The organism is Poseidonocella sp. HB161398, assembly GCF_005870025.1.
GTDB lineage: Bacteria > Pseudomonadota > Alphaproteobacteria > Rhodobacterales > Rhodobacteraceae > Mangrovicoccus.
The window spans coordinates 143,555-167,357 of record NZ_VATA01000009.1; the positions used below are offsets into that span (position 1 = coordinate 143,555).

Below are 23,803 nucleotides of genomic sequence, written 5' to 3' on the forward strand. Positions count from 1 at the left end.
GGATTTCGCCGGAAACTGGTTAACATCCGGTTTCGGCGGGCCCCGGCCGCAGCGGGCCGGGGGAGGCGGGCCCGGGGACAGGCCCCGGGCGCCGCGGTCAGCTGCGCTTCTTCAGCTCGGCGGTCAGCTTCGACATGCTGCCGCCCTGCTGGTCGAGCAGCGAGGTGATCTCGGTCCGCTCGGTGGTCAGGAGGTTGATGCCCTCGAGCACGACGTTGAACACCTTGCCCGAGCGGTCCGAGACGTGGAACTCCACCGCCACGGCCGACTGGCCCTTCGGCACGGCGCGGGCATTGACGATCACCGCGCGCTTGTCGGTGCGGGCGCCCTGCACCCGGATGTCGCCGCCGATGAATTCGCGGAAGCGCGACCCGTATTTCTTCGACAGGTAGCCGCGGAAGGCCGCGGTATAGGCCGACATGTCGCCGGACGAGGCGGTGCGCGCCGCCGGGCCGAGCGCGAAGCGGGCGATCACGTCCATGTCGGCATACTTGTTCAGGAGCTTCTCGAACTCCTGGAACATCTGCGCGTCGGACCGGCCGGAATTGATGGTCTTCTCGATATCCGCGGCCATGCCCTTGACGAAGGTGACGGCCTGGTCCTCGGTCAGGGCAAGGGCGGGCCCGGCCAGGAGGGCGAGGGCGGCCGTGCCGGCAAGCCCGGACAGGACCGTGCGGCGGGAAAGATCATTCACCGTAGAGCTCCTCGTAGGGGTCGATGACGCCCCCATCGTCTGCGCCCCCGCTGCCGGGGGACATTCCAAGTTCGAACCGCCGCGCATCGAGAAAGATGACGCGCGTGGTGGCGTAGCTGTCGGCGCTGTTGTCCAGCACGTCGTTCAGCGTATCCCTGTATGTATATCGATAGTTCGCATATTCACCCACCGTCGAGCCCGGCGGCGCGTAGCTTTCCGGTGGGGAAAGCACGTATCCGAGCGGATTGGTGACCAGATCGACGATGTCGCCGGCAAGATCCCGCTGGGTCGAGGGACCGAAGAAGGGCACGGCCAGATAGGCTCCCTCGCCGACGCCCCAGACATGCAGGGTCTCGCCGAAATCGGCGTCCCGGGACTCGACGCCCAGCGAGGTCGCCGGATCGAGCACGCCCAGAAGGCCGAAAGTGGCGTTGGTGGCGAAACGGAAGCTGTTATGCAGTGCATCCTCGGCCTTGCCCTGCAGGATGTCGTTGACGATCCGGCGGGGCAGGTCGGTGAATTCGGAAAAATTGTCGACGCCGCGGCGCACCGGCTGCGGAAGCACGGTGCCATAGGCGTTGGAAACGGGACGGTAGACCGCACGGTCTACCGCAGTGTTGAAATTGTGGATCCGGCGATTGGTCTGTTCATAGGGGTCGTTGAATTCCCCGGGTCCGGCCGGCTGGCCGGTCGTGCAGCCCGCGATTCCGGACAGCACCAGGATAGCGGCAGGCAGGGAACTCGTTAACTTTCGCGCAATCGGAGGCCGGATGGCGCCATCTTGGCTGGGTTGCACGTCGCACCTCAATCTATTCTTCGCACTTGGGAACACATAGTATAGGACCGTCGCGAAAGCCATTGCGCGGTTTGACTAACATGGCCCGGCCCGGGCGTGTTTTCCAGAGCTGCACGGGAATTACGAGGGGGACGCCATGGACCGGACCAGGGAAGAAGGTCTCAAGGAACTGCGTGCGGCGCGCGCCGAGAGCCGGGGCCTCTTCGCCTTTGTCGGAATCTTCAGCGTCTTCGTGAACATGCTGATGCTGACCGGCCCGCTTTTCATGCTGCAGGTCTATGACCGGGTGCTGGGCAGCCGCTCGGAGGCGACGCTGGTCGCGCTGGCGGCGCTGGTGGCGTTCCTCTACCTGATGATGGGCATCCTCGACTTCGTCCGCGGCCGGGTGCTGGCGCGGATCGGCGCGCGGTTCCAGGCCAAGCTGGACCGGCGGGTTTTCGCCGCCGCGCTGGAGGATGCCGCCACCAAGGACCGCGGCGCCGCCGCGGCCGGGGTGCGCGACCTGGAGACGGTGCAGCGATTCCTCGCCTCGCCGATCCTCGGTTCGCTCTTCGACCTGCCCTTCACCCCGGTCTTCCTGGCGGGGATCTTCTTCTTCCATCCCTGGCTGGGGATGATGGCGATCTTCGGCGGCGCCGTGCTGGTGCTGCTGACCTTCCTCAACCAGCGGATCACCAAGACGCCGCAGCTCGCGGCCAGCCAGGCGGCGGCCACCGCCGACATGATGTCCGAACGGCTCAAGGGCGATGCCGGCATGGTCCAGGCGCTCGGCATGCGCGGCGCGGCCTTCACCCGCTGGCAGCAGGTGCGCGGCAAGTCGCTGGGCCTGTCGCTGGCGGCGGCGGATGCGGCCGGGGGCTTCACCGCCTCGACCAAGACCTTCCGGCTGTTCCTGCAATCGGCGATGCTCGGGCTCGGCGCCTATCTGGTGCTGCAGATGGAGATGACCGCCGGGGCGATGATCGCGGGCTCGATTCTGCTCGGCCGCGCTCTGGCGCCGATCGAGATGGCGGTCGGGCAGTGGTCGCTGGTGCAGTCGGCGATGAAGAGCTGGGACAACCTCGCGGATCTGCTCGGCACCGTGCCGCCGCCGCGTCCGCGCACCCAGCTGCCGCGGCCGCGCGCGCTTCTGGACGTGCAGCAGGCCACGGTGATTCCGCCGGGGCATCAGCAGGCGGCGCTGCGGCTGGTGAATTTCCGGCTGGAGCCGGGCAAGGCGCTTGGCGTGATCGGGCCCTCGGGGGCGGGCAAATCCACCCTGGCGCGGGCGCTGACCGGCGTCTGGCGCGCCGCGGGCGGCAAGATCCGGCTCGATGGCGCGACGATCGACCAGTACGAGGCCGACGCGCTGGGGCGCTATGTCGGCTACCTGCCACAGCAGGTGACGCTGTTCGACGGCACGCTGGCCGAGAACATCGCCCGCCTGGAACCCAATGCCCGGGACGAGGACATCATCAAGGCGGCCAAGAAGGCGGCGGCGCATGACATGATCCTGCGCCTGCCCGACGGCTACAACACCCGCGTCAGCGCAGCCGGGGCGCAGCTGTCCGGCGGGCAGATCCAGCGGGTCGGACTGGCGCGCGCGCTCTATGGCGATCCGGTTATCCTGGTGCTCGACGAGCCGAATTCCAATCTCGACAACGAGGGCAGCCAGGCGCTGAACCAGGCGATCCGCTCGATGAAGGAAGAGGGCAAGTCGGTGCTGATCATGGCGCACCGCCCGGCCGCGATCCAGGAATGCGACATGCTGCTGGTGCTTGATGGCGGCAGCGTCAAGGCCTTCGGACCGCGCGACGAGGTGCTGGGCAAGATGGTCAAGAACGCGAATGAAATCAGGGCCTCGCAAAGCCCGGGAGGCGTGGCATGAGCGAAGAACCCAAAGTCCCGGCCGCGCCGCGGGCCGCAAGCCCGGCCGCCGCGTCCAAGCCCGGCGCGCCCGCTCCCGCATCTTCGGGCCCCGCATCGCCCGGGGCGGGTTCTGCCGGTCCGGCATCCCTGGGGCCGATGCTCTCGACCGCGCCCGAGGCGCCGTCGAATTTCTCCGCACGCAGCTACCTGACGATCGGCATTCTGGTGCTGGTCCTGCTGGTCGGCGGGCTGGGCGGCTGGGCGGCCTTCACCCGGATCGCCGGGGCGATCGTCGCCTCCGGCCAGATCGAGGTGGAGCGCAACCGCCAGGTCGTGCAGCATCCCGATGGCGGCGTGGTCTCCGAGATCCTCGTGAACGAGGGCGACGAGGTCCAGGCCGAGCAGGTGCTGATCCGGCTCGACGGCACGCTGCTGCAGTCGCAGCTGAACATCGTCGAGAACCAGTATTTCGAGCTTCTCGCCCGCCGCGGCCGGCTGGAGGCGGAGGAGAACGGGCTGGAGGATATCGACTACGATCCGGACCTGCTGGAGGCGGCCTCGGCCAATCCCGAGATCGCCGAGCTGGTCGAAGGGCAGAACCGGCTTTTCGAGGCGCGCAATCTCAGCCAGTCGCAGGAGGCCGAGCAGCTCGGCAAGCGCCGCGCGCAGATCGCCAACCAGATCGACGGGATCACCGCCCAGCAGGATGCGCTCGGCACCCAGCTGTCGCTGATCCGCGACGAGCTGTCCGACCAGACCGACCTTCTGAACAAGGGGCTGGCGCAGCGCGCCCGGGTGCTGGCGCTGCAGCGCGAGGAGGCCTCGCTGGCCGGCGAGCTGGGCGAGCTGGTCGCCTCCGAGGCGGAAAGCGAAGGGCGGGTCACCGAGATCGACATCGAGATCCTGAAGCTCGAGACCTCGCGCCGCGAGGAGGCCACGACCACGCTGCGCGACCTGCGCTACCGCGAGCTCGAGCTTTTCGAGCAGCGCCAGTCGCTGCGCGAGCAGCTTGCGCGGCTCGACATCAAGGCGCCGGTCTCGGGCATCGTCTACGGCATGACCGTCTATGCCGAGCGCTCGGTGATCCGCGCCGCCGACCCGGTGCTCTACATCGTGCCGCAGGACCGGCCGCTGATCATCGCCACCCGGGTCGAGACGATCCATATCGATCAGGTCTATCCGGGGCAGCACGTGATGCTGCGCTTCCCGGCCTTCGACTCGCGCACCACGCCCGAGCTCGAGGGCGAGGTGACGGTGGTCTCGGCGGATGCCTTCCAGGACGAGAACAGCGGCGCCAGCTACTACCGCGCCGAGGTGAAGCTGGAAGAGGGCGAGGCGGAGAAGCTGCCCGGCCATGTGGCGCTGCTGCCGGGCATGCCGGTGGAGGCCTATATGCGCACCAGCGACCGCAGCCCGCTGGCCTATCTGCTCAAGCCCTTCGCCGATTATTTCAACCGGGCCTTCCGCGAGAGCTGAGCGGACCGGACAGGGACAGGAAAAAGGCGCCGGAGGATCCCTCCGGCGCCTTTTTCATTGCGGGGATGGCGGGTTCAGCCCTTGCGCGGCGGCGACAGGATCAGCCCGGCGGCGCCGAGGAAGACGCCGATATCCGCCACGTTGAACGTGTAGGGATTGACGATCCCGCAGCAGGACATGTTGAGGAAATCGGCCACCGCGCCATGCAGCACGCGGTCGATCACGTTCCCCAGCGCGCCGCCGATCAGCAGGCCGGTGGAGATCGCCACGCCGGGACGCGGATCGCGCCGCGCCCAGACGAACGCCCATCCGCAGATCCCCAGCGCGAGCGCGATCAGGATCCAGCGCGCGTCGGCGCCCGAGCCGAGGCCGAAATTGATGCCGGTATTCCAGCCCATGCGGAAGACCAGATAGGGGGGCAGGACCGGGATCGAGCCCTGCTCGATCAGGCCGAGGCCCCAGACCACGGCGTATTTGCTGGCCTGGTCGAGAGCCAGCATCAGGATCGCGGTAATCGCGAGAAGGCGCATGTCGTGCTGTATCCGGTGAGAGAGGGAGGCCCCGCCGCGGAGGGCGGGGCGGGACAGGGCTCAGTGCCGGAAGTGGCGCATGCCGGTCAGGACCATGGCGAGGCCCCGCTCGTCGGCTGCGGCGATCACTTCGTCGTCGCGGATCGAGCCGCCCGGCTGGATGATCGCGGTCGCCCCGGCCTCGGCCGCGGTGATCAGCCCGTCGGCAAAGGGGAAGAACGCGTCGGAGGCGACGACCGAGCCCTTGGTGGTCGGCTCGGAGAGCCCCAGCGCCTCGGCCATGTCCTGCGACTTGCGCGCGGCGATGCGGGTGCTGTCCACGCGGCTCATCTGGCCGGCGCCGACGCCGACCGTGGCGCTGTCCTTGGCGTAGATCACCGCGTTCGACTTCACGTGCTTGGCGACGCGCCAGGCGAAGAGCATGTCGCGCAGCTCGTCCTGGGTCGGCGCGCGCTTGGTGACGACCTTCAGGTCCCCGAGCGCGATATGGCCATTGTCCTTGCCCTGGAACAGGAGCCCGCTGGAGACCTGGCGGACGGTCATCGAGGCGGCTTTCGGATCGGGCAGGCCGCCGGTGACAAGGAGGCGCAGGTTCTTCTTGGCGGCGAAGATGGCGCGGGCCTCCTCGTCGGCCTCGGGGGCGATGACGACCTCGGTGAAGATCTCGGCAATCTTGGCGGCGGTGGCGCCGTCCAGCGCCTGGTTCAGCGCGATGATGCCGCCGAAGGCCGAGGTGCGGTCGCAGTCGAAGGCGCGCTCATAGGCGTCGGCCAGGGTCGCGCCGGTGGCGACGCCGCAGGGATTGGCGTGCTTGATGATCGCGCAGGCCGGGCCCTGTTCGGGGGAGAATTCCGAGACCAGCTCGAAGGCCGCGTCGGTGTCGTTGATGTTGTTGTAGCTCAGCGCCTTGCCCTGCAGCTGGTAGGCGGTGGCGACACCGGGACGGTTGGTGCCGTCGACATAGAAGGCGGCTTCCTGGTGCGGGTTCTCGCCATAGCGCAGCGTCTGCGCCAGGTAGCCCGCCACGGCGCGGCGGCGCGGCGCGGGCTCTTCGAGCGCCTGGGCGAACCAGTTCGACACGGCGGCGTCATAGGCGGCGGTGCGGCCATAGGCGGTCAGCGCCAGGCGCTTGCGGAACTCGAAGCTGGTGGTGCCGCCGGCGCTGTCCATCTCGGCCAGCAGCGCCGGATAGTCCTCGGTATCGACCACGACGGCGACGCCGGCATGGTTTTTCGCCGCCGCGCGGATCATCGCCGGGCCGCCGATGTCGATATTCTCGACGCATTCGTCATAGGGGGCGTTCTTGGCGACCGTGGCCTCGAACGGGTAGAGGTTGACGACCAGCAGGTCGATCGCGCCGATGCCGTGGGCCTCCATCGCCGCCAGGTGGTCGGCATTGTCGCGCAGCGCCAGCAGCCCGCCATGGACCTTCGGATGCAGCGTCTTCACGCGGCCGTCCATCATTTCGGGGAAGCCGGTCACTTCGGAGACGTCGGTCACCTCGTAGCCCGCCTCGCGCAGCGCCTTGGCGGTGCCGCCGGTGGAGAGGAACCGCACCCCGTGACGGGCGAGGCCTGCGGCAAGGTCGGTCAGGCCGGACTTGTCGGACACCGAGATCAGGGCGGTGCGGATCGGCTGGGCGGCGGTCATGTGGGCTCCTTCGGCTCTGTGGCGCGCTGGCAGGTCAGGTAATCGACATGTCGTCCCGGTACAGGTCGCGCGTGCCGTCCGTGCCCTGGGACACGCGCGACAGGCTCCAGCGGATGGTCGCTCCGGAGCCGGCCGCCCTGGCGTCCAGCACGATCTGGCGGGTCGGTGTCGGTTGGGGGCGGGTTTTCTCCAGATAGACGCTGGGGTCAAGGCTCATCCGCGCCGGGCTGGCATGCCGGAACTGCCAGACCTCGCCGGATTTGAGCAGGAGCGTGACCGACAGCCCGTCCTCGCCCTGCTGGGCGGCGACATCCGGATGCAGGTGGAAGCGGATGGTGAAGCCGGTGCCCTCCTCGTCGAGTTCGGCACCGTCCAGGGGCAGCAGGCTGTCCTCGCCATGCAGCGACATGCCGTCCTCGCCGAGGTCCAGCTGGCGCTGGTGGATCAGCCCGTGCCGCGCGGCGAAGCCGTCATGGCTGGCCGAGAGCGAGGCCGGGCCATGGCCGGGGACCGGACCGCAATCGACCTCGCGCGGGCCCGCGGCCAGCACGGTGCGGCCCTGGCGCAGCTCGCGCAGCACCGAGGAGCCCTCGCCGTCGGGGGTCAGCGCGGAATGCGCGGGCGTGGCGCGCGCGGCGAGTTCCCAGTCGCGGCCGAAGCTGAGGCCCGAGCCGCAATTGACCACGATCGGCCGCCGCCCGGCGGTCAGCTCGAAGGCCAGCGTCGAGGCATGGCCGGTCGCGGCGGCGGCGGCGCCCTGCGGCGGGCGGGCGGCGTCGAGGATCACCGTGGCGCGGCCGCGGGCGAGCCGGGCGAAGCCCATGGCCAGCCCCTCGGGCGGGCCGCTGCGCACCCGGCTGGCGGCCAGCGCGGCATCCAGACGGCCCTCGAGCCCGCGGCCGCCGCCATGGAAGCGGGCGAGCCCGCCATCGGCATGGCGCAGCGCGCGCAGCACCGGCGCGATCCGGGCGATGGCGGCCTGGTGCTGCGGCTGCGCCGCCAGCCCGGCATCCGCCAGCGCGGAGTCGCACCAGACCAGCAGGCAGAAGAGCTCCAGCAGTTCCTCGGGATTGCGCCCGGGCAGGCCGCCATCCTCGCCGATCTCCTCGCGGCAGAGCCGTTCCAGCACCTTCACCGCCGGGCGGATGCGGGCGTCCATGCCACGCAGCGCCAGCCCGGCCTGGACCAGCCCGCAGACCGCCTCGAAGGTGGGCAGGCCGCGCGGCGCGCCGCGCCAGCCCTGGGCGACGAAGACGGCATGGCGGGCGATCGAGCGGCGGAAGCGCTGCGCCTCCGCCTCGGGGACGCCCGCGGCCAGCATCTCGGCATGGTTGATCCAGCGCACCAGCCGCCGCGCGGCGATATCGGCGCGCCAGCCGGGGCCGCTGCCGCTGTCGTAGCGCGCCAGCCAGTCCGCCAGCCAGCGCCGCGCCTGGGCCTGGGCGCGGCTGGTGCCCGCGGCAGCGAGATCGTCGAGCCAGGCGAAGCCGTGCCGGTCGAGATCGGCCCGCGGCGGCAGCGGGCGCAGGTCCCAGAGGCTGGTTTCGGGGTCGAGCGCGCGGCGCCGCCCGCCGAGCTGGATCTCGCCCAGGCAGATCGCCCGTCCGATCGCGGCCGAGCCGATGCTGCGCGGTTCCGGGGGCATCGCGAATTCGGCCGGGCGCAGGCCCAGCCCGGCGCGCCACAGGCGGAACCGGGTCGCCGTCTCGCGGCTCTGCGGGGGCATGGCTTCGGCACGGGTCACGCGGCAACTCCCTTGCGGCCGCGGGTGCGGCATGTCTGGCGGATCGCGGCGGAGCTTACGCCGGGCGCCGCCCGCTGTCATCCGGGCGCGGGGCGCAGCCGCGCCCGCGTTCCGCGAAAGTCACAGCGGCGCGAGATGCAGCCGGGCGATGAAGAACCCGTCCATCCCCCCCTGGTCCTTCAGGAAATCCGGCCGCAGCCGCAGACCGCCCGGCACGGCGGCCGCGGCGGGCAGGCCGAATTCCGCCGGGTCGAGCGGATCGGCAACGAGCCCGGGGTGGCGCGCCAGCGCGGCGGCGATCTGCGCCTCGCCCTCTTCGGGCAGGAGCGAGCAGGTGCAGAAGACCAGCCGCCCGCCCGGGGCGAGCCATCCGAGCGCCCGGTCGAGCATCGCCGCCTGCAGCGCCGCCAGCTCCGCGGTAGCGGCGGCGGTCTTGGCGAAGGGCAGGTCGGGATGGCGCCTGAGCGTGCCGGTCGCGGTGCAGGGCGCGTCGAGCAGGATGCCGTCGAAGGGCATCTCCGGCGCCCAGTCCATCGCATCGGCGACGACCGTCTGCGCGGCGAGCCCGGTGCGCGCGAGGTTCTCGGCCACCCGCGCCATCCGCGCGGGCGAGATGTCGAGCGCGGTGACCTCGGCCCCGGCGGCGGCCATCTGCTGGGTCTTGCCGCCCGGCGCGGCGCAGAGATCGAGCACCCGCGCGCCCTTTGCCGGGGCGAGGACCCGCGCCGGGACCGCGGCGGCGGCGTCCTGCACCCACCACTGCCCCTCGGCATAGCCGGGCAGGGCGGAGACCTGGCCCGCCTCGGCCAGCCGGACCGAGCCCGTCGGCAGCGCCGTTCCGCCGAGCGCCCCGGCCAGCGCGGCGGCATCGCCGTCCTTCGGCGTCAGGTCGAGCGGCGGCTGCGCGGCGAAGACCGCTTCCATCGCCGCGACGGCCTCGCCGCCATAGGCCTTGCGGAAGGGTTTCCGCAGCCAGTCGGGCAGGCGCGAGGGCGGCAGGCTGTCCCAGCCGGGCGCCAGCTCTTCGGAGGCGCGGCGCAGCACGGCATTGACCAGCCCGGCCAGGTGGCGGGTCTTGGGATGGGCGCGCACCAGCGTCACCCAGCCATTGACCACGCCATGGGCGGCCGAGCGGTCCTCGCAGAGCTCGACCACGGCGAGATGCAGCACCATCCGGACCCGCGCGGGCGGCGCCTTCTCGAGGAAGGGCGAGAGCGCCTTGTCGATCCGCTGGGCATGGCGCAGCGCCTGCGCGGCCAGCCGCTGGGCGCGGGCGCGCTCGGGCGGGGAGAGCACGGCCAGCGGTCCCTCCTCCGTATCGGTCAGCTCGGCCAGCAGCCGGCCATCGCGGCGCACGGCCTGGACCAGCGCCAGCGCGGCGCGGCGCGGTTCCAGCCCCGGCTGCGGCGGGCGCGGCTTGCGGGGACCGGAGGATCTGGGGGCGCGGGATTTCTTGTTCTCAGCCATCGGCGGCGTATACCATGGGCGGGAACCGAAACAAGGAGTCCGTGCGCCATGAGCGATACCGGGAAGACCCGCGACCTGTCCGACCTGCCGCCCGCCGCGCGCCGCGCGCTGGAAGAGGCCGAGGCCCGCCGCAAGGCCGCGCTGGAGGCGGAGAAGGCGCTGCCGAAGGAGCTGGGCGGGCGCGACGGGCCCGAGCCCGTGCGCTATGGCGACTGGGAGAAGAAGGGCATCGCCATCGACTTCTGAGCGCCGCCCGCGCCGGAAACGCGGAACGCGCGGAAGTTTCCTTCCGCGCGCTCGGATTTTCGGGGCCCGGGCCGGGCTCAGGCGGTCTGGGCCGCCTTCTGCTTGGCCGGATCGCCCGCGCGGAAGAGCACGTAGTAGCCGAGCACGCCCGAGAAGATCGAGCCGAGCAGCACGCCCAGCCGCACCTCGTTCATCGTGTCGTAGTCGGTGAAGGCCAGCCCGCCGATGAACAGGCTCATGGTGAAGCCGACGCCGGTCAGGCAGGTCAGGCCGTAGACCTGCATCCAGTTCACCCCGCGGGGCATCCGCGTCAGCCCGAGCTTGGTCAGGCCGAACATCACCGCGAAGACGCCGATCTGCTTGCCCAGGAACAGCCCCGCGGCGATGCCCAGCGGCACCGGCGAGAAGAGCATGTTCAGCGTGATCCCCGACAGGTCGATGCCGGCATTGGCGAAGGCGAAGATCGGCAGGATAAGGAAGCTGACCCAGACATGCAGCCCGTGCTCCAGCTTGGGCGCCAGGCCCTCGCTGCCGTCGGGCTTGGTCAAGGGCACGGTCAGCGCGATCAGCACCCCGGCCAGCGTCGCATGCACGCCGGATTTCAGCACGCAGACCCAGACGAAGATCAGGCAGGCGACATAGGGGAAGGTGCGGTTCACCCCCGCGCGGTTCAGCACCACCGCCGCGGCCACGCCGATCGCCGCGGTGCCGAGCGCCAGAACCGACATGTCCTCGCTGTAGAACAGGGCGATGATGATGATCGCGCCGAGATCGTCGATGATGGCGATGGCCAGCAGCAGGATCTTCAGCGCCACCGGCGCGCGGCTGCCCACCAGCGCCAGGATGCCGAGCGCGAAGGCGATGTCGGTCGCTGCCGGGATCGCCCAGCCGGCCACGGTCTCGGGGCTGCCGATATTGGTGGCGTAGTAGATCAGCGCCGGCCCGGCCATCCCGCCGATCGCGGCGAGCAGCGGCAGCAGCGCCTTGTCCACGCTGGACAGCTCTCCCTGGACCAGCTCGCGCTTGATCTCGAGCCCGACCAGGAAGAAGAAGATGGCCATCAGCCCGTCATTGATCCAGTGGCTCAGTCCCTTGTCGATGACGAGGTCGCCGACCTGGATGCTCATGTGCATGTGCAGGAAGCTGTCATAGGCCCCTGCCAGCGGCGAATTGCTGGCCACCAGGGCCAGGACGGTCGCAATGATCAGCACGATGCCCGCGCTGGTCTCCTTGTGCAGAAAATTGTCTAGGCGTTGCATCGCCTTGTTCACGGCCATTCTCCCAATGCTTGGCAATTTCAGGGGCGCCATGGTCGCCCGGCGCCCGTCTGTCCGCACGATATCGTGTCTCGGCAGCGGCAAATCAATTTGGCGGCCCTCCGAAACGGGCCGGTTCCGCGGCTTCGCGACATTCTGACCCTTTCTGGCACGGTTTTCGGCCGATTGCACGCGGCGCGGCCTTGTCTTCGGGCCGCCGAGCGGGCATCTCCGCCCCCTGACCGCCGCCGCCGAGGTCCTGCCGATGACCAAGTTCGTTCCGGGCACCGCGCCCTACGACCCGCCGACCGATCCGCTGAACATCCTGCATCACGATGCCCATGTGCTGGTGGTGGAGAAGCCCTCGGGGCTCCTGTCCGTGCCGGGCCGGGGCGAGCATCTGGCCGACTGCCTGATCTCGCGGCTGCAGGGCATCTTCCCCGAGGTTCTGCTGGTCCACCGGCTCGACCGCGACACGTCGGGGGTGATGGTCTTCGCGCTCAGCCGCCACGGCCAGCGCCATCTGGGGCTGCAATTCGAGAAGCGGCAGGTGAAGAAGGCCTATGTCGCCCGCGTCTGGGGCGAGATGGCAGAGGCCGAAGGCACGGTCGACCTGCCGCTGATCGTCGACTGGCCGAACCGCCCGCTGCAGAAGATCTGCCACGAGACCGGCCGCAAGGCGGTCACCGAATGGAAGCGCGTCAAGGCGGGCAATGGCGAAAGCCGCGTGCGGCTGAACCCGCTGACCGGGCGCAGCCACCAGCTGCGCGTGCACATGCTGGCGCTCGGCCATCCGATCCTGGGCGACCCCTTCTATGCCGAGGGCGCGGCGGCGGAGTTCCCGCGGCTGATGCTCCATGCCGAGCGGCTGCGCTTCCGCAATCCCGAAGGCGGCGAGGGGATGAGCTTCTCGGTGCCCGCGCCGTTCTGATCCCGGCGGAAATGTTCCGATCCTGTTCACCCTGCCGCTAGGACAGGGCTTTTGCGCGCGCCGAACGCCCGGTAGGGGAAAAACCGGGTGTCTTTCGAAGGGTGTAGGGTATGAGCCGCGTTCTGGTTCTGGCGTTTCTCGGGCTGTCTGTGTGCAGCGGTCCGCAGGGGGAGGTGCCCGGCTATGACCGGGCGGCGTTCGGCGGCTGGGTGGATGCCGACCATGACTGCCAGGATACCCGCGGCGAGCTCTTGATCGACGATTCCGCGGCGAAGGTCACGCTGACCGGCACCGGCTGCGCCGTGGCCAGCGGGAAATGGACCGATCCCTATTCCGGCCAGGTCTTCACCGAGGCGCGCGACGTGCAGATCGACCATCTGGTGCCGCTGAAATGGGCCTGGGAGCATGGCGCCTGGCGCTGGAGCGCGTCGCGCCGCGAGGGTTTCGCGCTCGATCCCGAGAACCTGCTGATCGTCAGCGGATCGCTCAATGCCTCGAAGGGGGCGCGCGGGCCGCTCGACTGGATGCCGCCGGATGCCGCCTATCACTGCAGCTACCTGCGCGGCTTCTCGGAGATCGTCGCCTCCTACCGGCTGGAGGTCGGCGAGGCCTGGACGCGCGAGATGGCGCGGCGGACCCGGGCGGCCTGCAGCACCAGCGGCCCGGCCTGAGGCGCAAGGGCGCGCCCCTCTTGCCCTTGCGGCGGCGCAGGCACATGTTGGCGCCGAACCGTCAAGACAGGAGCCGACACATGGGTCTGCGCATCAACGACACCGTTCCCGATTTCACCGCCCAGACCAGCCAGGGAGAGATCACCTTCCATGACTGGATCGGCGACAGCTGGGCGATCCTGTTCAGCCATCCCAAGGACTTCACCCCGGTCTGCACCACCGAATTCGGCGCTGTCGCGCAGCTTTCGAAGGAATGGGAGAAGCGCGGCACCAAGGTCATCGGCGTCTCGGTCGACGGCGTCGACGAGCACCTGAAATGGATCGGCGACATCGAGAAGGTGGCGGGCTGCCGCGTGCCCTTCCCGATCATCGCCGACGAGGGTCTGGCCGTGTCGAAGGCCTTCGACATGCTGCCCGCCGAGGCCTACCTGCCCGACGGGCGCACCCCGGCCGACACCGCGACCGTGCGCTCGGTCTACATCATCAGCCCGGACAAGAAGCTCCAGCTGTCGATGACCTACCCGATGTCGGTCGGCCGCAACTTCGCCGAGGTGCTGCGTGCGCTCGACGCGCTGCAGGCCACCTATGGCGCGCCGATCGCCACCCCGGCCAACTGGACCGTGGGCCAGGACGTGATCGTCGCGCTCAGCCTCGACAATGACGCGGCCAAGGCGAAATTCGGCGAGCTGGACATGGTGCTGCCCTATCTGCGCAAGGCGAAATACCCGGCCTGATCCGCAGGACCCGGCAGCCGGAGCGGGCCGTCAGGCCCGTTCCACCGACGCGGCGAAGCAGCCCGGCCCGGCATAGTGCAGATGCAGGTAGCGGATGCGCGCGTCGCCGAACGCCTCCGTGATCGCCGGGGCCAGGTCCCGGCCTCCGGCCAGCGCCGCGCCGGCCATCATGTGGCGGTCGTCGAAGCTCCGGACCGACAGCATGCGGTGCAGGAAAAGCTGCGGGATCTCGCCCGGCTCCGGACGGGCCTCTGCCACGCCCTCCCGCACGAAGATCGCATGGCTCGCCCGGTAGGGCGTCTCCTCGGGCAGGTGGCAGTAATTCACCAGAAGGACGGTTTCGCCGGGCTCGGCATCCTCCAGGCTGACGCGGCAGGGCGTGCCGGGCTTGGCGGTGGCGGTCATCCGGCAGGCATTGCGCGCGGCAAGCTCGCGGTCGGTGAGGGAGAAGAGCCCGGCGAAGGGTTCGGGGGCGAGGGCGCGGATGCGGAAGGTCATGGCTGCTCCGTATGGGGGGTGCCGCCCGACCCTGCCGCCCGCCAGTCCCGCTTGCGAACCGGTTCCTGCGCATTGCGCCCGGGGGCTCAGCCCGCGACGGCCTGAAGCGCGACCGCCCCGGCATAGATCCCGAGGATCGCGACGCTTTCCAGCCCGATGCCCGCAGGCCCGTCCTTCTGCCGGTAGAGCTGCCCCAGCAGCAGCACGCCGGTCATCGCCAGCCCCGTGCCCAGCCAGAACAGGTCGCCGCGGCCGATCGCATGGTAGAGCGAGCCGTCGCGGTAGCCGATATCCGACAGCGTCAGGAAGAGCGTGTCGAAGGTGTTGCCGCCGATGATCCCGCCAAGCGCCAGCTGCAGCGCGCCGCGGCGCACCGCGGCCAGCGTCGTGACCAGCTCGGGCAGGGAAGTCAGCACGGCGGTCAGGAGCGCGCCGACCAGCGAGGCAGAGACGCCCGTCCGGTCGGCCAGCTCGCCGGCAAGCTGCGCGATCGCGTAGCCTGCCAGCCCCATCACCGCCATCAGCAGCCCGAAGGTCAGGAACAGCCGCGATGTCGGCGTGGTGTCGCTGGCGTCCTCCTCGTCGGCATCCTCGCGGGTCTCGGCGGTCTTCACCGGTTGCCACATCGGCGCCTGGCGGCTGCGATGCGTGCCGATCAGGCCGAGCGCGTAGAGCACCGGCAGCAGGAGCGAGACGGGATGGACGGCGAAGACGCTGATATCCGGCCCGCCATAGGCCAGCACCGGCAGGGCGAGCAGCAGGAGGAGCAGCGCGCTCTGGAACAGGTTGGCCAGCTCGGCCGCGGCATGTTCGAGATTGGCGCGGCGCCACAGCAGGTCCGCCAGCGCCAGGAAGGCGGTCTGCGCCGCGATCCCGCCCACGGAATTGGAGAAGGCCAGCGAGGCGCGCCCGTCGAGCGCGGCGGAGAGCGAGACTACGACGCCCGAGAGCGAGGTCGCCGCCCCGAGCAGCGCGCCGCCGACCAGCGCCTCGCCCAGCCCGGTGCGGTCGGCGATGCGGTCGGCCAGGCCGGTCATCCGCAGCCCGCCCGCCAGGATCACCCCCGCGGCAAGCCCGAGTCCGAGGATCAGGGCGGCGAAGGGCAGCTGGGAAGCGTCGGGCAAGGGGCGGTCTCCTGTCGGTGCGGTCCGACCGTCAACGGGAGCCGCGGGCCAGGGTTCCGGCCAGATCCCTGTCCGCAAACGAAAACACCCGCCAGATTGGCGGGTGTCGGAATTCGCGGTATGTCAGCGGGTCAGCGGCGCAGGCCGAGACGCGAGATCAGCGACTTGTAGCGCGCCGGATCCTTGGCGTTGACGTAGTCCAGCAGCTTGCGGCGCTGTGCGACGAGCTTCAGCAGGCCGCGGCGCGAATGGTTGTCCTTCGCGTGGGTCTTGAAGTGCTCGGTCAGGGTCGCGATGCGCGAGCTGAGGATGGCAACCTGCACCTCGGGGGAGCCGGTATCGCCTTCCTTGGTGCCGTATTCCTTGATCAGGCGGTCTTTTTCTTCGGGCGTAATCGACATCGGGTGTCTCCTTCGCATCTGGAGTGAACGGCGCGAGCCGGGATGTCGTCCAGCAAGGCCTTTGAGTGAGCCGCGCCATTACGCCATTCCCGGGCGAAAGGGAAGCCGATTCGTCCCCTGGCCCGGTTTTCAGCCGCGTGCGCAGAGCCAGTCGAGCGGCCGCTGCGGCAGGGCCCGCCGCAGGATCCAGGCCAGCCTGGTCGGCCAGGTGACCCGGTATTTCGCCCTGGGCCGCGGGCTTTCCAGCGCATGGACCAGCGCCCGGGTCACCGCCTCGGGGCCGAGTTCGCCCGGGGTCGGCGCCGGCGGCTCGACATAGAGCCGCTTGAGCAGGCTGCCGCGGTACTGCTCCGCCCGGGGCGAGGCCTCCCAGTCGATCCAGCGCTCGAAGGGCGCGCGGGAGTTGCGGCGGATCTCGGTGGCGATCGGGCCGGGCTGGATCAGCACGATCCGGATCGGCGTGTCCGCCATCTCCAGCCGCAGGACGTCGGTCAGCCCCTCGAGCGCGTGCTTGGTCGAGACATAGGCGCCGCGCCATTTCGCCGGGACGAAGCCGAGGATCGACGAGCACATGACGATCCGCCCGTGCCCCTGCGCCCGCATCAGCGGGATCACCCGCCGCGCCAGGTCGTGCCAGCCGAAGACATTGGCCTCGTAGATTTCGCGCAGGGCGCCGCGGGGCAGGTCCTCCACCGCGCCGGGGATCGCGTAGGCGCCGTTGTTGAAGAGCGCGTCGAGCCCGCCCCTTGCCGCGACCTCCGCCATGGCGCGGTCGAGCGAGGCCTCGTCGGAATGGTCGAGCTGGAAGCTGTCCAAGCCTTCGGCGCGGAGCCGCTCGCAATCGGCCTCCTGGCGGCAGGTGGCATAGACGGTCCAGCCGCGCGCCTTGAGGGTGCGCGCGGCATCAAGGCCGATCCCCGAGGAGCAGCCGGTGATCAGGATGCGGCCGGGGCCGCTGTCAGATGGGGTCAATTGGCGATCCGGTCCAGATAGGCAGAGGACATGTACATGTCGCCGTCATAGCGCGGATGGCGGACCAAAGCCCAGCCCGGCGCGGGTTCGGACACCCATTCCACGCGCTCGCCCTCGCGGGCGCGGCCGACCACCGGATCAGAGGTGGAGGGGCCCGCGCGCATGTTGACAGTCGAGCCGGTCACCTGCGCCAGCGAGGCGCCGCCGGTGGCGTTGGCGGCCTCTGCCGCGGCCTCGCGGCGCTCGCGGAAGGCGTCGAGCCCCGAGACCGAGGAGGGCGACACGCCCGGTTTCAGCGTCAGCGCGGCGGACAGCTCGCCCACCGAGGCGGAGGCGTCGATCACCGCCATGTCGAGCGCGGTCTGCGCCTCGTCCTCGTGCGCGGGCAGCGTCGCCCCCTCGGGCAGGGCGGTGGCGACGGCCGGCTCGGCCACGGGAATGGCGGCGGCTGCGGCGGCCTGCGTGGCGGACGGGGCGGGAAGCCTGGTGGCGCTGGCAGCGGCAAGCCGCGGCTGCGCTGCGGCGGCCATCGGCGTGTCGAGCGGTTCGACAGTGCTCATGATGACGGTATCGGGCCTGGCATCGGGAAATTCCGCGAACGGGCTCTGCGTCAAGTCCTTGCCGCCGAACTGCAGCACGGCGAAAATGATCATCAGGAGGATTGCGCTGAGCCGGATTGCCATGTTCATTCTCCGAATGCTTGTATCCAGGATAAGCGACTCACTTTAAGGCAGCACTGATTCTACCGTGTAATAAGCCACTTTACCCTTGACGCTGGCTTGAGTACCACAGGGTTCATGTCCGACACGACCATGCCTCACGACAGTTCCGAACCGCTGCGCCGCGCCATCGGCGAGCGCTATCTGCAATATGCGCTCTCGACGATCATGCACCGCGCGCTGCCAGATGCCCGGGACGGGCTGAAGCCAGTGCATCGCCGTATCCTCTATGCAATGCGCGAACTTCGGCTGAGTTCCGCCGGCGGCTTCCGAAAAAGTGCAAAAATTTCGGGCGATGTCATGGGGAACTACCACCCCCATGGCGATGCGGCGATCTATGACGCGCTCGCCCGCCTGGCGCAGGATTTCAACGTCCGCTACCCGCTGGTCGACGGCCAGGGCAATTTCGGCAATATCGACGGCGACAACCCGGCGGCCTCGCGCTACACCGAGGCGCGGATGACCGCCGCGGCCGAGGCGCTGCTCGAAGGGCTGAACGAGAACGCGGTCGATTTCCGCGACAACTACGATGGCACGCTGCAGGAACCGGTCGTCCTGCCCGCCGCCTTCCCGAACCTGCTGGCCAACGGATCGTCGGGCATCGCGGTCGGCATGGCGACGAACATCCCGCCGCACAATATCGACGAGCTGGTCTCGGCCTGCCTGCATCTCATCAAGTCGCCGAATGCGCGCGACGAGACGCTGATCGACCACATCCCCGGCCCGGACTTCCCCACCGGCGGCGTCATCGTCGAGCCGCGCGAGTCGATCATCGAGACCTACCGCACCGGCCGCGGCGCCTTCCGCCTGCGCGCCCGCTGGCAGGTCGAGGATCTGGGCCGCGGACAGTGGCAGGTCGTGGTCACCGAGATCCCCTACCAGGTGCAGAAGTCGAAGCTGATCGAGAAGCTCGCCGACCTGATCCAGTCGAAGCGCGTGCCGATCCTCGCCGATGTCCGCGACGAGAGCGCCGAGGACATCCGCATCGTGCTGGAGCCGCGCGCGCGAACGGTCGAGCCCGAGATGCTGATGGGCACGCTGTTCCGCCTCAGCGACCTTGAGATCCGCTTCTCGCTGAACATGAACGTGCTGATCGACGGGCGCACGCCCAAGGTCTGCTCGCTCAAGGAGGTGCTGCGCGCCTTCCTCGACCACCGCCGCGAGGTGCTGCAGCGCCGCTCGCAGCACCGGCTCGACAAGATCGCGCACCGGCTGGAAGTGCTCGAGGGCTACATCATCGCCTTCCTCAATCTCGACCGGGTGATCGAGATCATCCGCACCGAGGACGAGCCAAAGCCGGTGATGATGGCCGAGTTCCAGCTCAGCGACGTGCAGGCCGAGGCGATCCTCAACATGCGGCTGCGGTCGCTGCGCCGTCTCGAGGAAATGGAGCTGCGCAAGGAGCGCGACGACCTGATCGCCGAGCAGGAAGGCCTGGTCGGGCTCCTCGCCTCCGAGGACCTGCAGTGGAAGAAGATCTCCGAAGAGCTGCGCGCGGTCCGCAAGCAGTTCGGCCGCCATACCGTGTTCGGCGAGCGGCGCTCCGGCTTCTCCGAGGCGGTTGAAGTGGCCGAGGTCAGCCTCGAGGACATGATCGAGAAGGAGCCGATCACCGTGGTCTGCTCCAAGATGGGCTGGATCCGGGCGATGAAGGGCCATGTCGACCTGTCCCAGCCGGTCAAGTACAAGGACGGGGACGAGGGGCGGTTCCTGTTCCACGCCCACACCACCGACAAGCTGCTGCTGCTCGACAGCAACGGCCGCGCCTACACGATCTCGGCGAACAACCTGCCCGGCGGGCGGGGCATGGGCGAGCCGGTGCGGCTGATGATCGACCTGCCCAACGAGGTCGAGATGATGACGCTCTTCCCGCATGTGCCGGGGCGCAAGCGGCTGCTGGCCTCCTCGGCCGGGGACGGCTTCATCGTGCTCGAGGACGATCTGGTCGCCTCGCAGAAGGGCGGCAAGCAGGTGCTGAACGTCAAGGCCCCGGACCGGCTGGCGGTCTGCCGTCCGGTCGATGGCGACCATGTCGCCGTGGTCGGCCAGAACCGCAAGATGCTGGTCTTCGCCATCGAGGAGCTGCCCGAGATGTCCCGCGGCAAGGGCGTGCGGCTGCAGAAGTACAAGGATGGCGGCCTGTCGGACGCGACCACCTTCACCCGCGCGGTGGGGCTGAGCTGGCCCTTCGGCGATGGCAAGACCCGCACCGTGGCCGATCCCGAGCTGGGCGAATGGATCGCCAAGCGCGCGGGCTCGGGCCGGATGGCGCCGCGCGGCTTCCCGCGCGACAACCGCTTCCCCTGACCCGGACGCCCCCGGCAGGGGGCTGTCCGCCCGCTCCCGCGGGGTCCGGTCGCTGGCGGCATGACAGGGACAGACCGCGCCGCCCTGCGCCCTGCCATGACGGGGCGCGCCTTCGGCACGATGACGGCAAGCGTGCCTGCGGGGCGTTTTCGGCAGGCGTGCCGCGCGCCGGGGCGGGTCCGCGCTGTCGGCGACATGGCCGGAGAAACGCGCCTTTGGCGATATGGTCACGGGGGCGCAGCTTCGGCGCGGCGATCGGGAAACGCGTCTCTGGCGGGGCGATCGGAAAAGCCTGCCCGAGGCGCGATGCCCGGATAAATCGCGCCTATTTCGCAGGGGCAGGGATACGCGCCTCCGGCGCTGTGGTCGGGAAAACGCGCCTTGGGCGCAGCGATTGGGAAGACGCGCCTCTGGCGTCATGACGGAGAACGCGCCCCCGGCGCTGTGATTGGGAAGACGCGCCTCTGGCGCAATAAACGGAAAGCGCGTCGGCGGCGCGATGACGGAGAACGGGATGGCAACGGAACCGGAGGCGGGCAGCCCCCTGCAGGGGCGCTATTCGGGCAGTGCCTCCGCGCTTTTCTGGCTGGCGCTGCGCACAGGGCTGCTGACCGTCGCGACGCTCGGCCTCTACCGGTTCTGGGCCAAGACGCGGATCCGCCGCAAGCTGTGGTCCTCGATCGATCCCGGCGGCGACGCGCTGGAATATACCGGCACCGGCACCGAGAAATTCTTGGGCTTCCTGATCGCCGTGGTGGTGCTGGGCAGCCTCGCAGCGGTCCTCGCCGTCGTGCTCTCCTTCCTCGGATTCGCACTCTTCCGCCCCGAGGCGCCGGGCGGGCTGACCGCGCTGAACCTAGTGCTGCAGAATGCCGGGGCGATCTTCGCGCCGCTCTATTTCTTCGCCGCCTACCGGGCGCGGCGCTACCTGCTGTCGCGCACCACCTGGCGGGGCATCCGCTTCGGGATGGAGCCGGGCGCCTGGGGCTATGCCTGGCGCGGCTGCCTCTATGCCGCCCTGACCGGTGCGAGCCTGGGCCTGCTCTGGCCGCTGATGACCTTCCGGCTGGAGGCCTATCTGTGCGATCGCAGCTGGTTCGGCGATGCCCGGCTCCGCCAGGGCGGCCGCTGGACGATGCTCTACAAGGCGATGACGCCGCTGCTGCTTTCGGTGCCGGCGCTCGCGCTGGCGGTCCCGGCCTGGGTGGCCGGGCTGCCCTTCAGCAGTCTCCTGCTCCTCGGCGCGGGCGGGGTCTTCGCCTACGGGCTGGTCCACTACCGGGTCGAGAGTTTCGCGATCATGGCCCGGCACAAGACCGCGGGGCAGGGCATCCGGCTGGGCGCGGCGCCGCGGCCGCGGGTAGTGGCGCTGCGCTACTATGGCGGCTGGGCGGCGGTCGCCGCGGTGATCGGCCTCTGCGGCCTCGCGCTTCTGGCGGGCTTCGCGCGCATCGTGCCGATGCCCGACCTCGACGACACGGCCGGAGCGGCGGCCTTGGTGCCGCTCCTTGCCGGCGGGCTGGCGCTCTACGGGCTGGTCTCGCCCCTGAGGCTGGTCTTCGTCACCCAGCCGGTGCTGGCGCATCTGGTGCGCCACGCCTGGGTGGAGACGCCGATCCTGCTGACCTCGGTCGGGCAGCGGCCGGGCGACGCGATGGCCGATGCCGACGGCTTCGCCGATGCGCTGGATCTCGGCGGCGCGTTCTGATGGCGCATCGCGGCTGGTATCTCGACGGCGAACGCGCCGGGCGCTTTGCCGCCCGGGTCACGGCCGCGGAAGGGATGCTGGAGATCGCGCTCGAGGATGCCGACGAGACGCTGCGCTGGCCGCTGGAAGAGATCCGGGCGCTAGGCGACACGGCGGCCGGGCAGGAGCGGCTGGTGCTGCGCCTGCCGGGACAGGATCCTCGGCTGGTGCTCGAAGACGCAGGGACCGTCGCCTGGGCGCGGAGCGCCTGTCCGAAGCTGACGGCCCGGAGCCGCGATCCGGCCGGGCTGCGCCGCGTGCTTCTCTGGAGCGGCGGCGCAGCGGCGGTGCTGGCGCTTCTTCTCTTCGCGGCGATCCCGCTGCTGTCGAACCGGATGGCGCGCTGGATCCCGCCGGCGGCGGAGGCGCGGCTTGGCGCGGCGATCCGCGACCAGGCGGGGCTCTTCTTCGACGCGCCCGAGGGCGAGGCGCGCTGGTGCAGCGACCGTGCCGGGCTGGCCGCGCTCGGCAAGATGGCGGACCGGCTGACCCGCGGCGCCGATCTGCCCTATCCGCTGGAGATCGCGGTGCTGAACGCGCCGGCCGTCAACGCCTTTGCCGCGCCGGGCGGCCATGTGGTGGTGATGCGCGGGCTTCTCGACGGGGCGGAGAGCGCCGAGGAGGTCGCCGCGGTGCTTGCCCACGAGCTCGGCCATGTGGCGCATCGCGATCCGGCGCGGCTGGCGCTGCGCTCGGCCGGGACGGCGGCGGTGCTGGGCCTGGCGGCGGGCGACGTGATGGGCGCGGCGGCCATCGCCGCGGCGGCCCGGGCGCTGAGCGACGCGCATTACGCCCGCGATGCCGAGACCGCCGCCGATGCCTATGCCGCCGAGCGGCTGGCCGCGGCCGGGGTCTCGCCCGCCGCGCTCGCCAGCTTCTTCGACCGGATGGCGGCGGAGGCGGGCGGAGGCTCGCGCCTGGCCGCGCTCTTCGCCTCGCATCCGGCCCTGGGGGAGCGCAGCCGGGCCGCGCGCGAGGCGGCCGCCCATTCCGCGGACCGCCCCGTGCTGAGCCCGGCGGAATGGGCGGCACTGCAGCAGGTCTGCCGCCGCACCCGCGCCCGGCCGTGACCCCGCGGCGGCGAGGCGTTTGCCAAGCCGCGCGCCCCCTGCTAACCGGGGGGGCATTGCCTCGGGAGCCTGACGATGAACCGCCGTACCGCCCTTGCCCTGGCCGCGAGCCTCGCCCTGATGGGCTGCACCACCAATATCGCCCCCGAGATCGAGGGGCGCGCCCTCGGCGATTTCAGCCTGCAGCACCTGGTGGTGATCGTCGACGACCCGCAGAAGGGGCCGATGTCGCGCGGCATGGATGACGAGGCGCTGAAAGCGGCCGTCTCCGGGGCCGTCGAGACGCGCTTCCGCCGCTTCCAGGGCAGCGGCCAGTATTCCATCGGCATCAAGGTGGTCGCCTATGCGCTCGCCGCGCCGGGGATCCCGGTGCTGCTGGCGCCGCGCTCTCTGCTGGGGATGAATGTCGCGGTCTTCGATGCCGACCAGAATCGCATCAGCGGCGACTGGAAGCAGATGGTGGTCTGGGAAGATGCCGGCGGCGACACCGTGCTCGGCTCGGGCTACACCCAGAGCGCCGAGGAGCAGCTCGCCGAACTGGCCGACAATGCCGCGGTCGAGATCGAGAAATGGCTGCGCGAGAACGAGGACTGGTTCGCCCCCGCGGCCCCGGTCGCCGCCGCCGGAACGGCCGAGCCCGGCGCCTGAGCGCCGCCCGGCCCGCCTGCGGGCCCGCACCCCTGACCGAATTCCGCCGAAACGGTGCCGTCCGGCCGCAATCCGCGTCCGGAACGGCGCGAAAGGCTTGACTCTCCTGCGGCGCTTCCGTACCCGGCTGCCGTTGATGACCAAGGGCGGGCGGACCGCCCCCAGAAAAGGCGCCCGAAGACATGGCAAAGGCAAAGTTTGAGCGTACGAAGCCGCACGTGAACATCGGCACGATCGGTCACGTCGACCACGGCAAGACCACGCTGACCGCAGC

The 23,803-nt window shown here is 70.2% G+C and carries 23 protein-coding genes; 11 read left to right on the forward strand and 12 right to left on the reverse strand.

What is annotated here, in order from left to right:
• Positions 1 to 97: 97 nt before the first annotated feature.
• Positions 98 to 694, reverse strand: a complete 597-nt coding sequence (locus FGX59_RS09890; protein WP_240722352.1) for a phospholipid-binding protein MlaC — start codon at positions 692 to 694, stop codon at positions 98 to 100.
• Complete coding sequence (locus FGX59_RS09895; RefSeq protein ID WP_171060590.1) at positions 687 to 1,490, reverse strand: VacJ family lipoprotein; 804 nt, start codon at positions 1,488 to 1,490, stop codon at positions 687 to 689. The genes FGX59_RS09890 and FGX59_RS09895 overlap by 8 nt, the downstream gene beginning before the upstream one ends.
• A gap of 136 nt (positions 1,491 to 1,626) precedes the next feature.
• Between FGX59_RS09895 and FGX59_RS09900 the strand changes: the two genes are divergently transcribed.
• Positions 1,627 to 3,357 (forward strand): type I secretion system permease/ATPase, encoded by a 1,731-nt coding sequence (locus FGX59_RS09900; RefSeq protein WP_138466372.1) that lies wholly within the window; start codon positions 1,627 to 1,629, stop codon positions 3,355 to 3,357.
• 137 nt (positions 3,358 to 3,494) lie between these two features.
• Complete coding sequence (locus FGX59_RS09905) at positions 3,495 to 4,814, forward strand: HlyD family type I secretion periplasmic adaptor subunit (RefSeq protein ID WP_138466395.1); 1,320 nt, start codon at positions 3,495 to 3,497, stop codon at positions 4,812 to 4,814.
• 74 nt (positions 4,815 to 4,888) lie between these two features.
• Here FGX59_RS09905 and lspA read toward each other — a convergent pair whose 3' ends face one another.
• The 4 genes from lspA to FGX59_RS09925 form a co-directional block, all read right to left on the reverse strand.
• Positions 4,889 to 5,356: a signal peptidase II gene (gene lspA / locus FGX59_RS09910; protein ID WP_255471567.1), complete on the reverse strand. Its 468-nt coding sequence runs from the start codon at positions 5,354 to 5,356 to the stop codon at positions 4,889 to 4,891.
• Between the two features lie 48 nt (positions 5,357 to 5,404).
• Positions 5,405 to 6,994, reverse strand: coding sequence for a bifunctional phosphoribosylaminoimidazolecarboxamide formyltransferase/IMP cyclohydrolase (gene purH / locus FGX59_RS09915; RefSeq protein ID WP_138466374.1), 1,590 nt, complete (start codon positions 6,992 to 6,994; stop codon positions 5,405 to 5,407).
• Between the two features lie 34 nt (positions 6,995 to 7,028).
• The gene (locus FGX59_RS09920) at positions 7,029 to 8,738 is read right to left on the reverse strand and encodes a heparinase II/III family protein (protein WP_171060591.1); all 1,710 of its coding nucleotides are present in this window, start codon (positions 8,736 to 8,738) and stop codon (positions 7,029 to 7,031) included.
• Positions 8,739 to 8,858: 120 nt separating this feature from the next.
• Positions 8,859 to 10,205, reverse strand: coding sequence for an RsmB/NOP family class I SAM-dependent RNA methyltransferase (locus tag FGX59_RS09925; RefSeq protein ID WP_138466376.1), 1,347 nt, complete (start codon positions 10,203 to 10,205; stop codon positions 8,859 to 8,861).
• A 48-nt stretch (positions 10,206 to 10,253) separates the two neighbouring features.
• Here FGX59_RS09925 and FGX59_RS09930 point away from each other — a divergent pair, with 48 nt between their 5' ends.
• Positions 10,254 to 10,451: a DUF1674 domain-containing protein gene (locus FGX59_RS09930; RefSeq protein ID WP_138466377.1), complete on the forward strand. Its 198-nt coding sequence runs from the start codon at positions 10,254 to 10,256 to the stop codon at positions 10,449 to 10,451.
• A 77-nt stretch (positions 10,452 to 10,528) separates the two neighbouring features.
• On the opposite strand, the gene nhaA is transcribed toward FGX59_RS09930, so the two are convergent.
• Entirely contained in the window at positions 10,529 to 11,722 is a 1,194-nt protein-coding gene (gene nhaA, locus FGX59_RS09935) for a Na+/H+ antiporter NhaA (protein ID WP_240722354.1), read from the reverse strand.
• A gap of 250 nt (positions 11,723 to 11,972) precedes the next feature.
• On the opposite strand from nhaA, the gene FGX59_RS09940 reads away from it, so the two are divergent.
• The 3 genes from FGX59_RS09940 (at position 11,973) to FGX59_RS09950 (ending at position 14,043) form a co-directional block, all read left to right on the forward strand.
• A complete protein-coding gene (locus FGX59_RS09940; protein ID WP_138466378.1) occupies positions 11,973 to 12,638 on the forward strand; it encodes an RluA family pseudouridine synthase in 666 nt (221 codons plus the stop codon).
• Between the two features lie 110 nt (positions 12,639 to 12,748).
• On the forward strand, positions 12,749 to 13,309 hold the full coding sequence (locus tag FGX59_RS09945) for an HNH endonuclease family protein (RefSeq protein WP_138466379.1): 561 nt from the start codon (positions 12,749 to 12,751) through the stop codon (positions 13,307 to 13,309).
• Positions 13,310 to 13,389: 80 nt separating this feature from the next.
• A complete protein-coding gene (locus tag FGX59_RS09950) occupies positions 13,390 to 14,043 on the forward strand; it encodes a peroxiredoxin (protein ID WP_138466380.1) in 654 nt (217 codons plus the stop codon).
• A gap of 30 nt (positions 14,044 to 14,073) precedes the next feature.
• Here FGX59_RS09950 and FGX59_RS09955 read toward each other — a convergent pair whose 3' ends face one another.
• From FGX59_RS09955 to FGX59_RS37530, 5 genes are all read right to left on the reverse strand, one after another.
• Positions 14,074 to 14,541 (reverse strand): DUF1203 domain-containing protein, encoded by a 468-nt coding sequence (locus FGX59_RS09955; protein WP_138466381.1) that lies wholly within the window; start codon positions 14,539 to 14,541, stop codon positions 14,074 to 14,076.
• An 86-nt stretch (positions 14,542 to 14,627) separates the two neighbouring features.
• Positions 14,628 to 15,665: a sodium:calcium antiporter gene (locus FGX59_RS09960; RefSeq protein ID WP_240722356.1), complete on the reverse strand. Its 1,038-nt coding sequence runs from the start codon at positions 15,663 to 15,665 to the stop codon at positions 14,628 to 14,630.
• A 131-nt stretch (positions 15,666 to 15,796) separates the two neighbouring features.
• A complete protein-coding gene (gene rpsO / locus FGX59_RS09965) occupies positions 15,797 to 16,066 on the reverse strand; it encodes a 30S ribosomal protein S15 (protein ID WP_138466382.1) in 270 nt (89 codons plus the stop codon).
• A 129-nt stretch (positions 16,067 to 16,195) separates the two neighbouring features.
• Positions 16,196 to 17,038 carry an SDR family NAD(P)-dependent oxidoreductase gene (locus FGX59_RS09970; RefSeq protein WP_138466383.1) on the reverse strand — a complete coding sequence of 281 codons (843 nt, stop codon included), beginning with the start codon at positions 17,036 to 17,038 and terminating at the stop codon, positions 16,196 to 16,198.
• A complete protein-coding gene (locus tag FGX59_RS37530) occupies positions 17,035 to 17,721 on the reverse strand; it encodes an SH3 domain-containing protein (protein ID WP_171060592.1) in 687 nt (228 codons plus the stop codon). The genes FGX59_RS09970 and FGX59_RS37530 overlap by 4 nt, the downstream gene beginning before the upstream one ends.
• 114 nt (positions 17,722 to 17,835) lie before the next feature.
• Between FGX59_RS37530 and parC the strand changes: the two genes are divergently transcribed.
• The 5 genes from parC to FGX59_RS10005 form a co-directional block, all read left to right on the forward strand.
• The gene (parC, locus tag FGX59_RS09985) at positions 17,836 to 20,064 is read left to right on the forward strand and encodes a DNA topoisomerase IV subunit A (RefSeq protein ID WP_138466397.1); all 2,229 of its coding nucleotides are present in this window, start codon (positions 17,836 to 17,838) and stop codon (positions 20,062 to 20,064) included.
• Between the two features lie 514 nt (positions 20,065 to 20,578).
• A complete protein-coding gene (locus tag FGX59_RS09990) occupies positions 20,579 to 21,772 on the forward strand; it encodes a DUF898 family protein (RefSeq protein ID WP_171060593.1) in 1,194 nt (397 codons plus the stop codon).
• Entirely contained in the window at positions 21,772 to 22,881 is a 1,110-nt protein-coding gene (locus FGX59_RS09995; protein ID WP_138466387.1) for a M48 family metallopeptidase, read from the forward strand. Before FGX59_RS09990 ends, FGX59_RS09995 begins: the two co-directional genes overlap by 1 nt.
• A gap of 75 nt (positions 22,882 to 22,956) precedes the next feature.
• Positions 22,957 to 23,529 (forward strand): hypothetical protein, encoded by a 573-nt coding sequence (locus FGX59_RS10000; protein ID WP_138466388.1) that lies wholly within the window; start codon positions 22,957 to 22,959, stop codon positions 23,527 to 23,529.
• 182 nt (positions 23,530 to 23,711) lie between these two features.
• A partial coding sequence (locus FGX59_RS10005; RefSeq protein ID WP_023878051.1) for a GTP-binding protein occupies positions 23,712 to 23,803 on the forward strand: 92 nt, incomplete at its 3' end.

Excerpts from the sequence above, each read along its gene's own strand:
- FGX59_RS09905 (WP_138466395.1), top strand. The coding sequence starts at position 3,495 with ATGCTCTCGACCGCGCCCGAGGCGCCGTCGAATTTCTCCGCACGCAGC.
- FGX59_RS10000 (WP_138466388.1), top strand. The coding sequence starts at position 22,957 with ATGAACCGCCGTACCGCCCTTGCCCTGGCCGCGAGCCTCGCCCTGATG.
- purH (WP_138466374.1), bottom strand. The coding sequence starts at position 6,994 with ATGACCGCCGCCCAGCCGATCCGCACCGCCCTGATCTCGGTGTCCGAC.
- FGX59_RS37530 (WP_171060592.1), bottom strand. The coding sequence starts at position 17,721 with ATGGCAATCCGGCTCAGCGCAATCCTCCTGATGATCATTTTCGCCGTG.
- FGX59_RS09990 (WP_171060593.1), top strand. The coding sequence starts at position 20,579 with ATGGCAACGGAACCGGAGGCGGGCAGCCCCCTGCAGGGGCGCTATTCG.
- FGX59_RS09995 (WP_138466387.1), top strand. The coding sequence starts at position 21,772 with ATGGCGCATCGCGGCTGGTATCTCGACGGCGAACGCGCCGGGCGCTTT.
- rpsO (WP_138466382.1), bottom strand. The coding sequence starts at position 16,066 with ATGTCGATTACGCCCGAAGAAAAAGACCGCCTGATCAAGGAATACGGC.
- FGX59_RS09930 (WP_138466377.1), top strand. The coding sequence starts at position 10,254 with ATGAGCGATACCGGGAAGACCCGCGACCTGTCCGACCTGCCGCCCGCC.
- FGX59_RS09900 (WP_138466372.1), top strand. The coding sequence starts at position 1,627 with ATGGACCGGACCAGGGAAGAAGGTCTCAAGGAACTGCGTGCGGCGCGC.
- FGX59_RS09940 (WP_138466378.1), top strand. The coding sequence starts at position 11,973 with ATGACCAAGTTCGTTCCGGGCACCGCGCCCTACGACCCGCCGACCGAT.
- FGX59_RS09945 (WP_138466379.1), top strand. The coding sequence starts at position 12,749 with ATGAGCCGCGTTCTGGTTCTGGCGTTTCTCGGGCTGTCTGTGTGCAGC.
- FGX59_RS09955 (WP_138466381.1), bottom strand. The coding sequence starts at position 14,541 with ATGACCTTCCGCATCCGCGCCCTCGCCCCCGAACCCTTCGCCGGGCTC.
- FGX59_RS09925 (WP_138466376.1), bottom strand. The coding sequence starts at position 10,205 with ATGGCTGAGAACAAGAAATCCCGCGCCCCCAGATCCTCCGGTCCCCGC.
- parC (WP_138466397.1), top strand. The coding sequence starts at position 17,836 with ATGTCCGACACGACCATGCCTCACGACAGTTCCGAACCGCTGCGCCGC.
- FGX59_RS09950 (WP_138466380.1), top strand. The coding sequence starts at position 13,390 with ATGGGTCTGCGCATCAACGACACCGTTCCCGATTTCACCGCCCAGACC.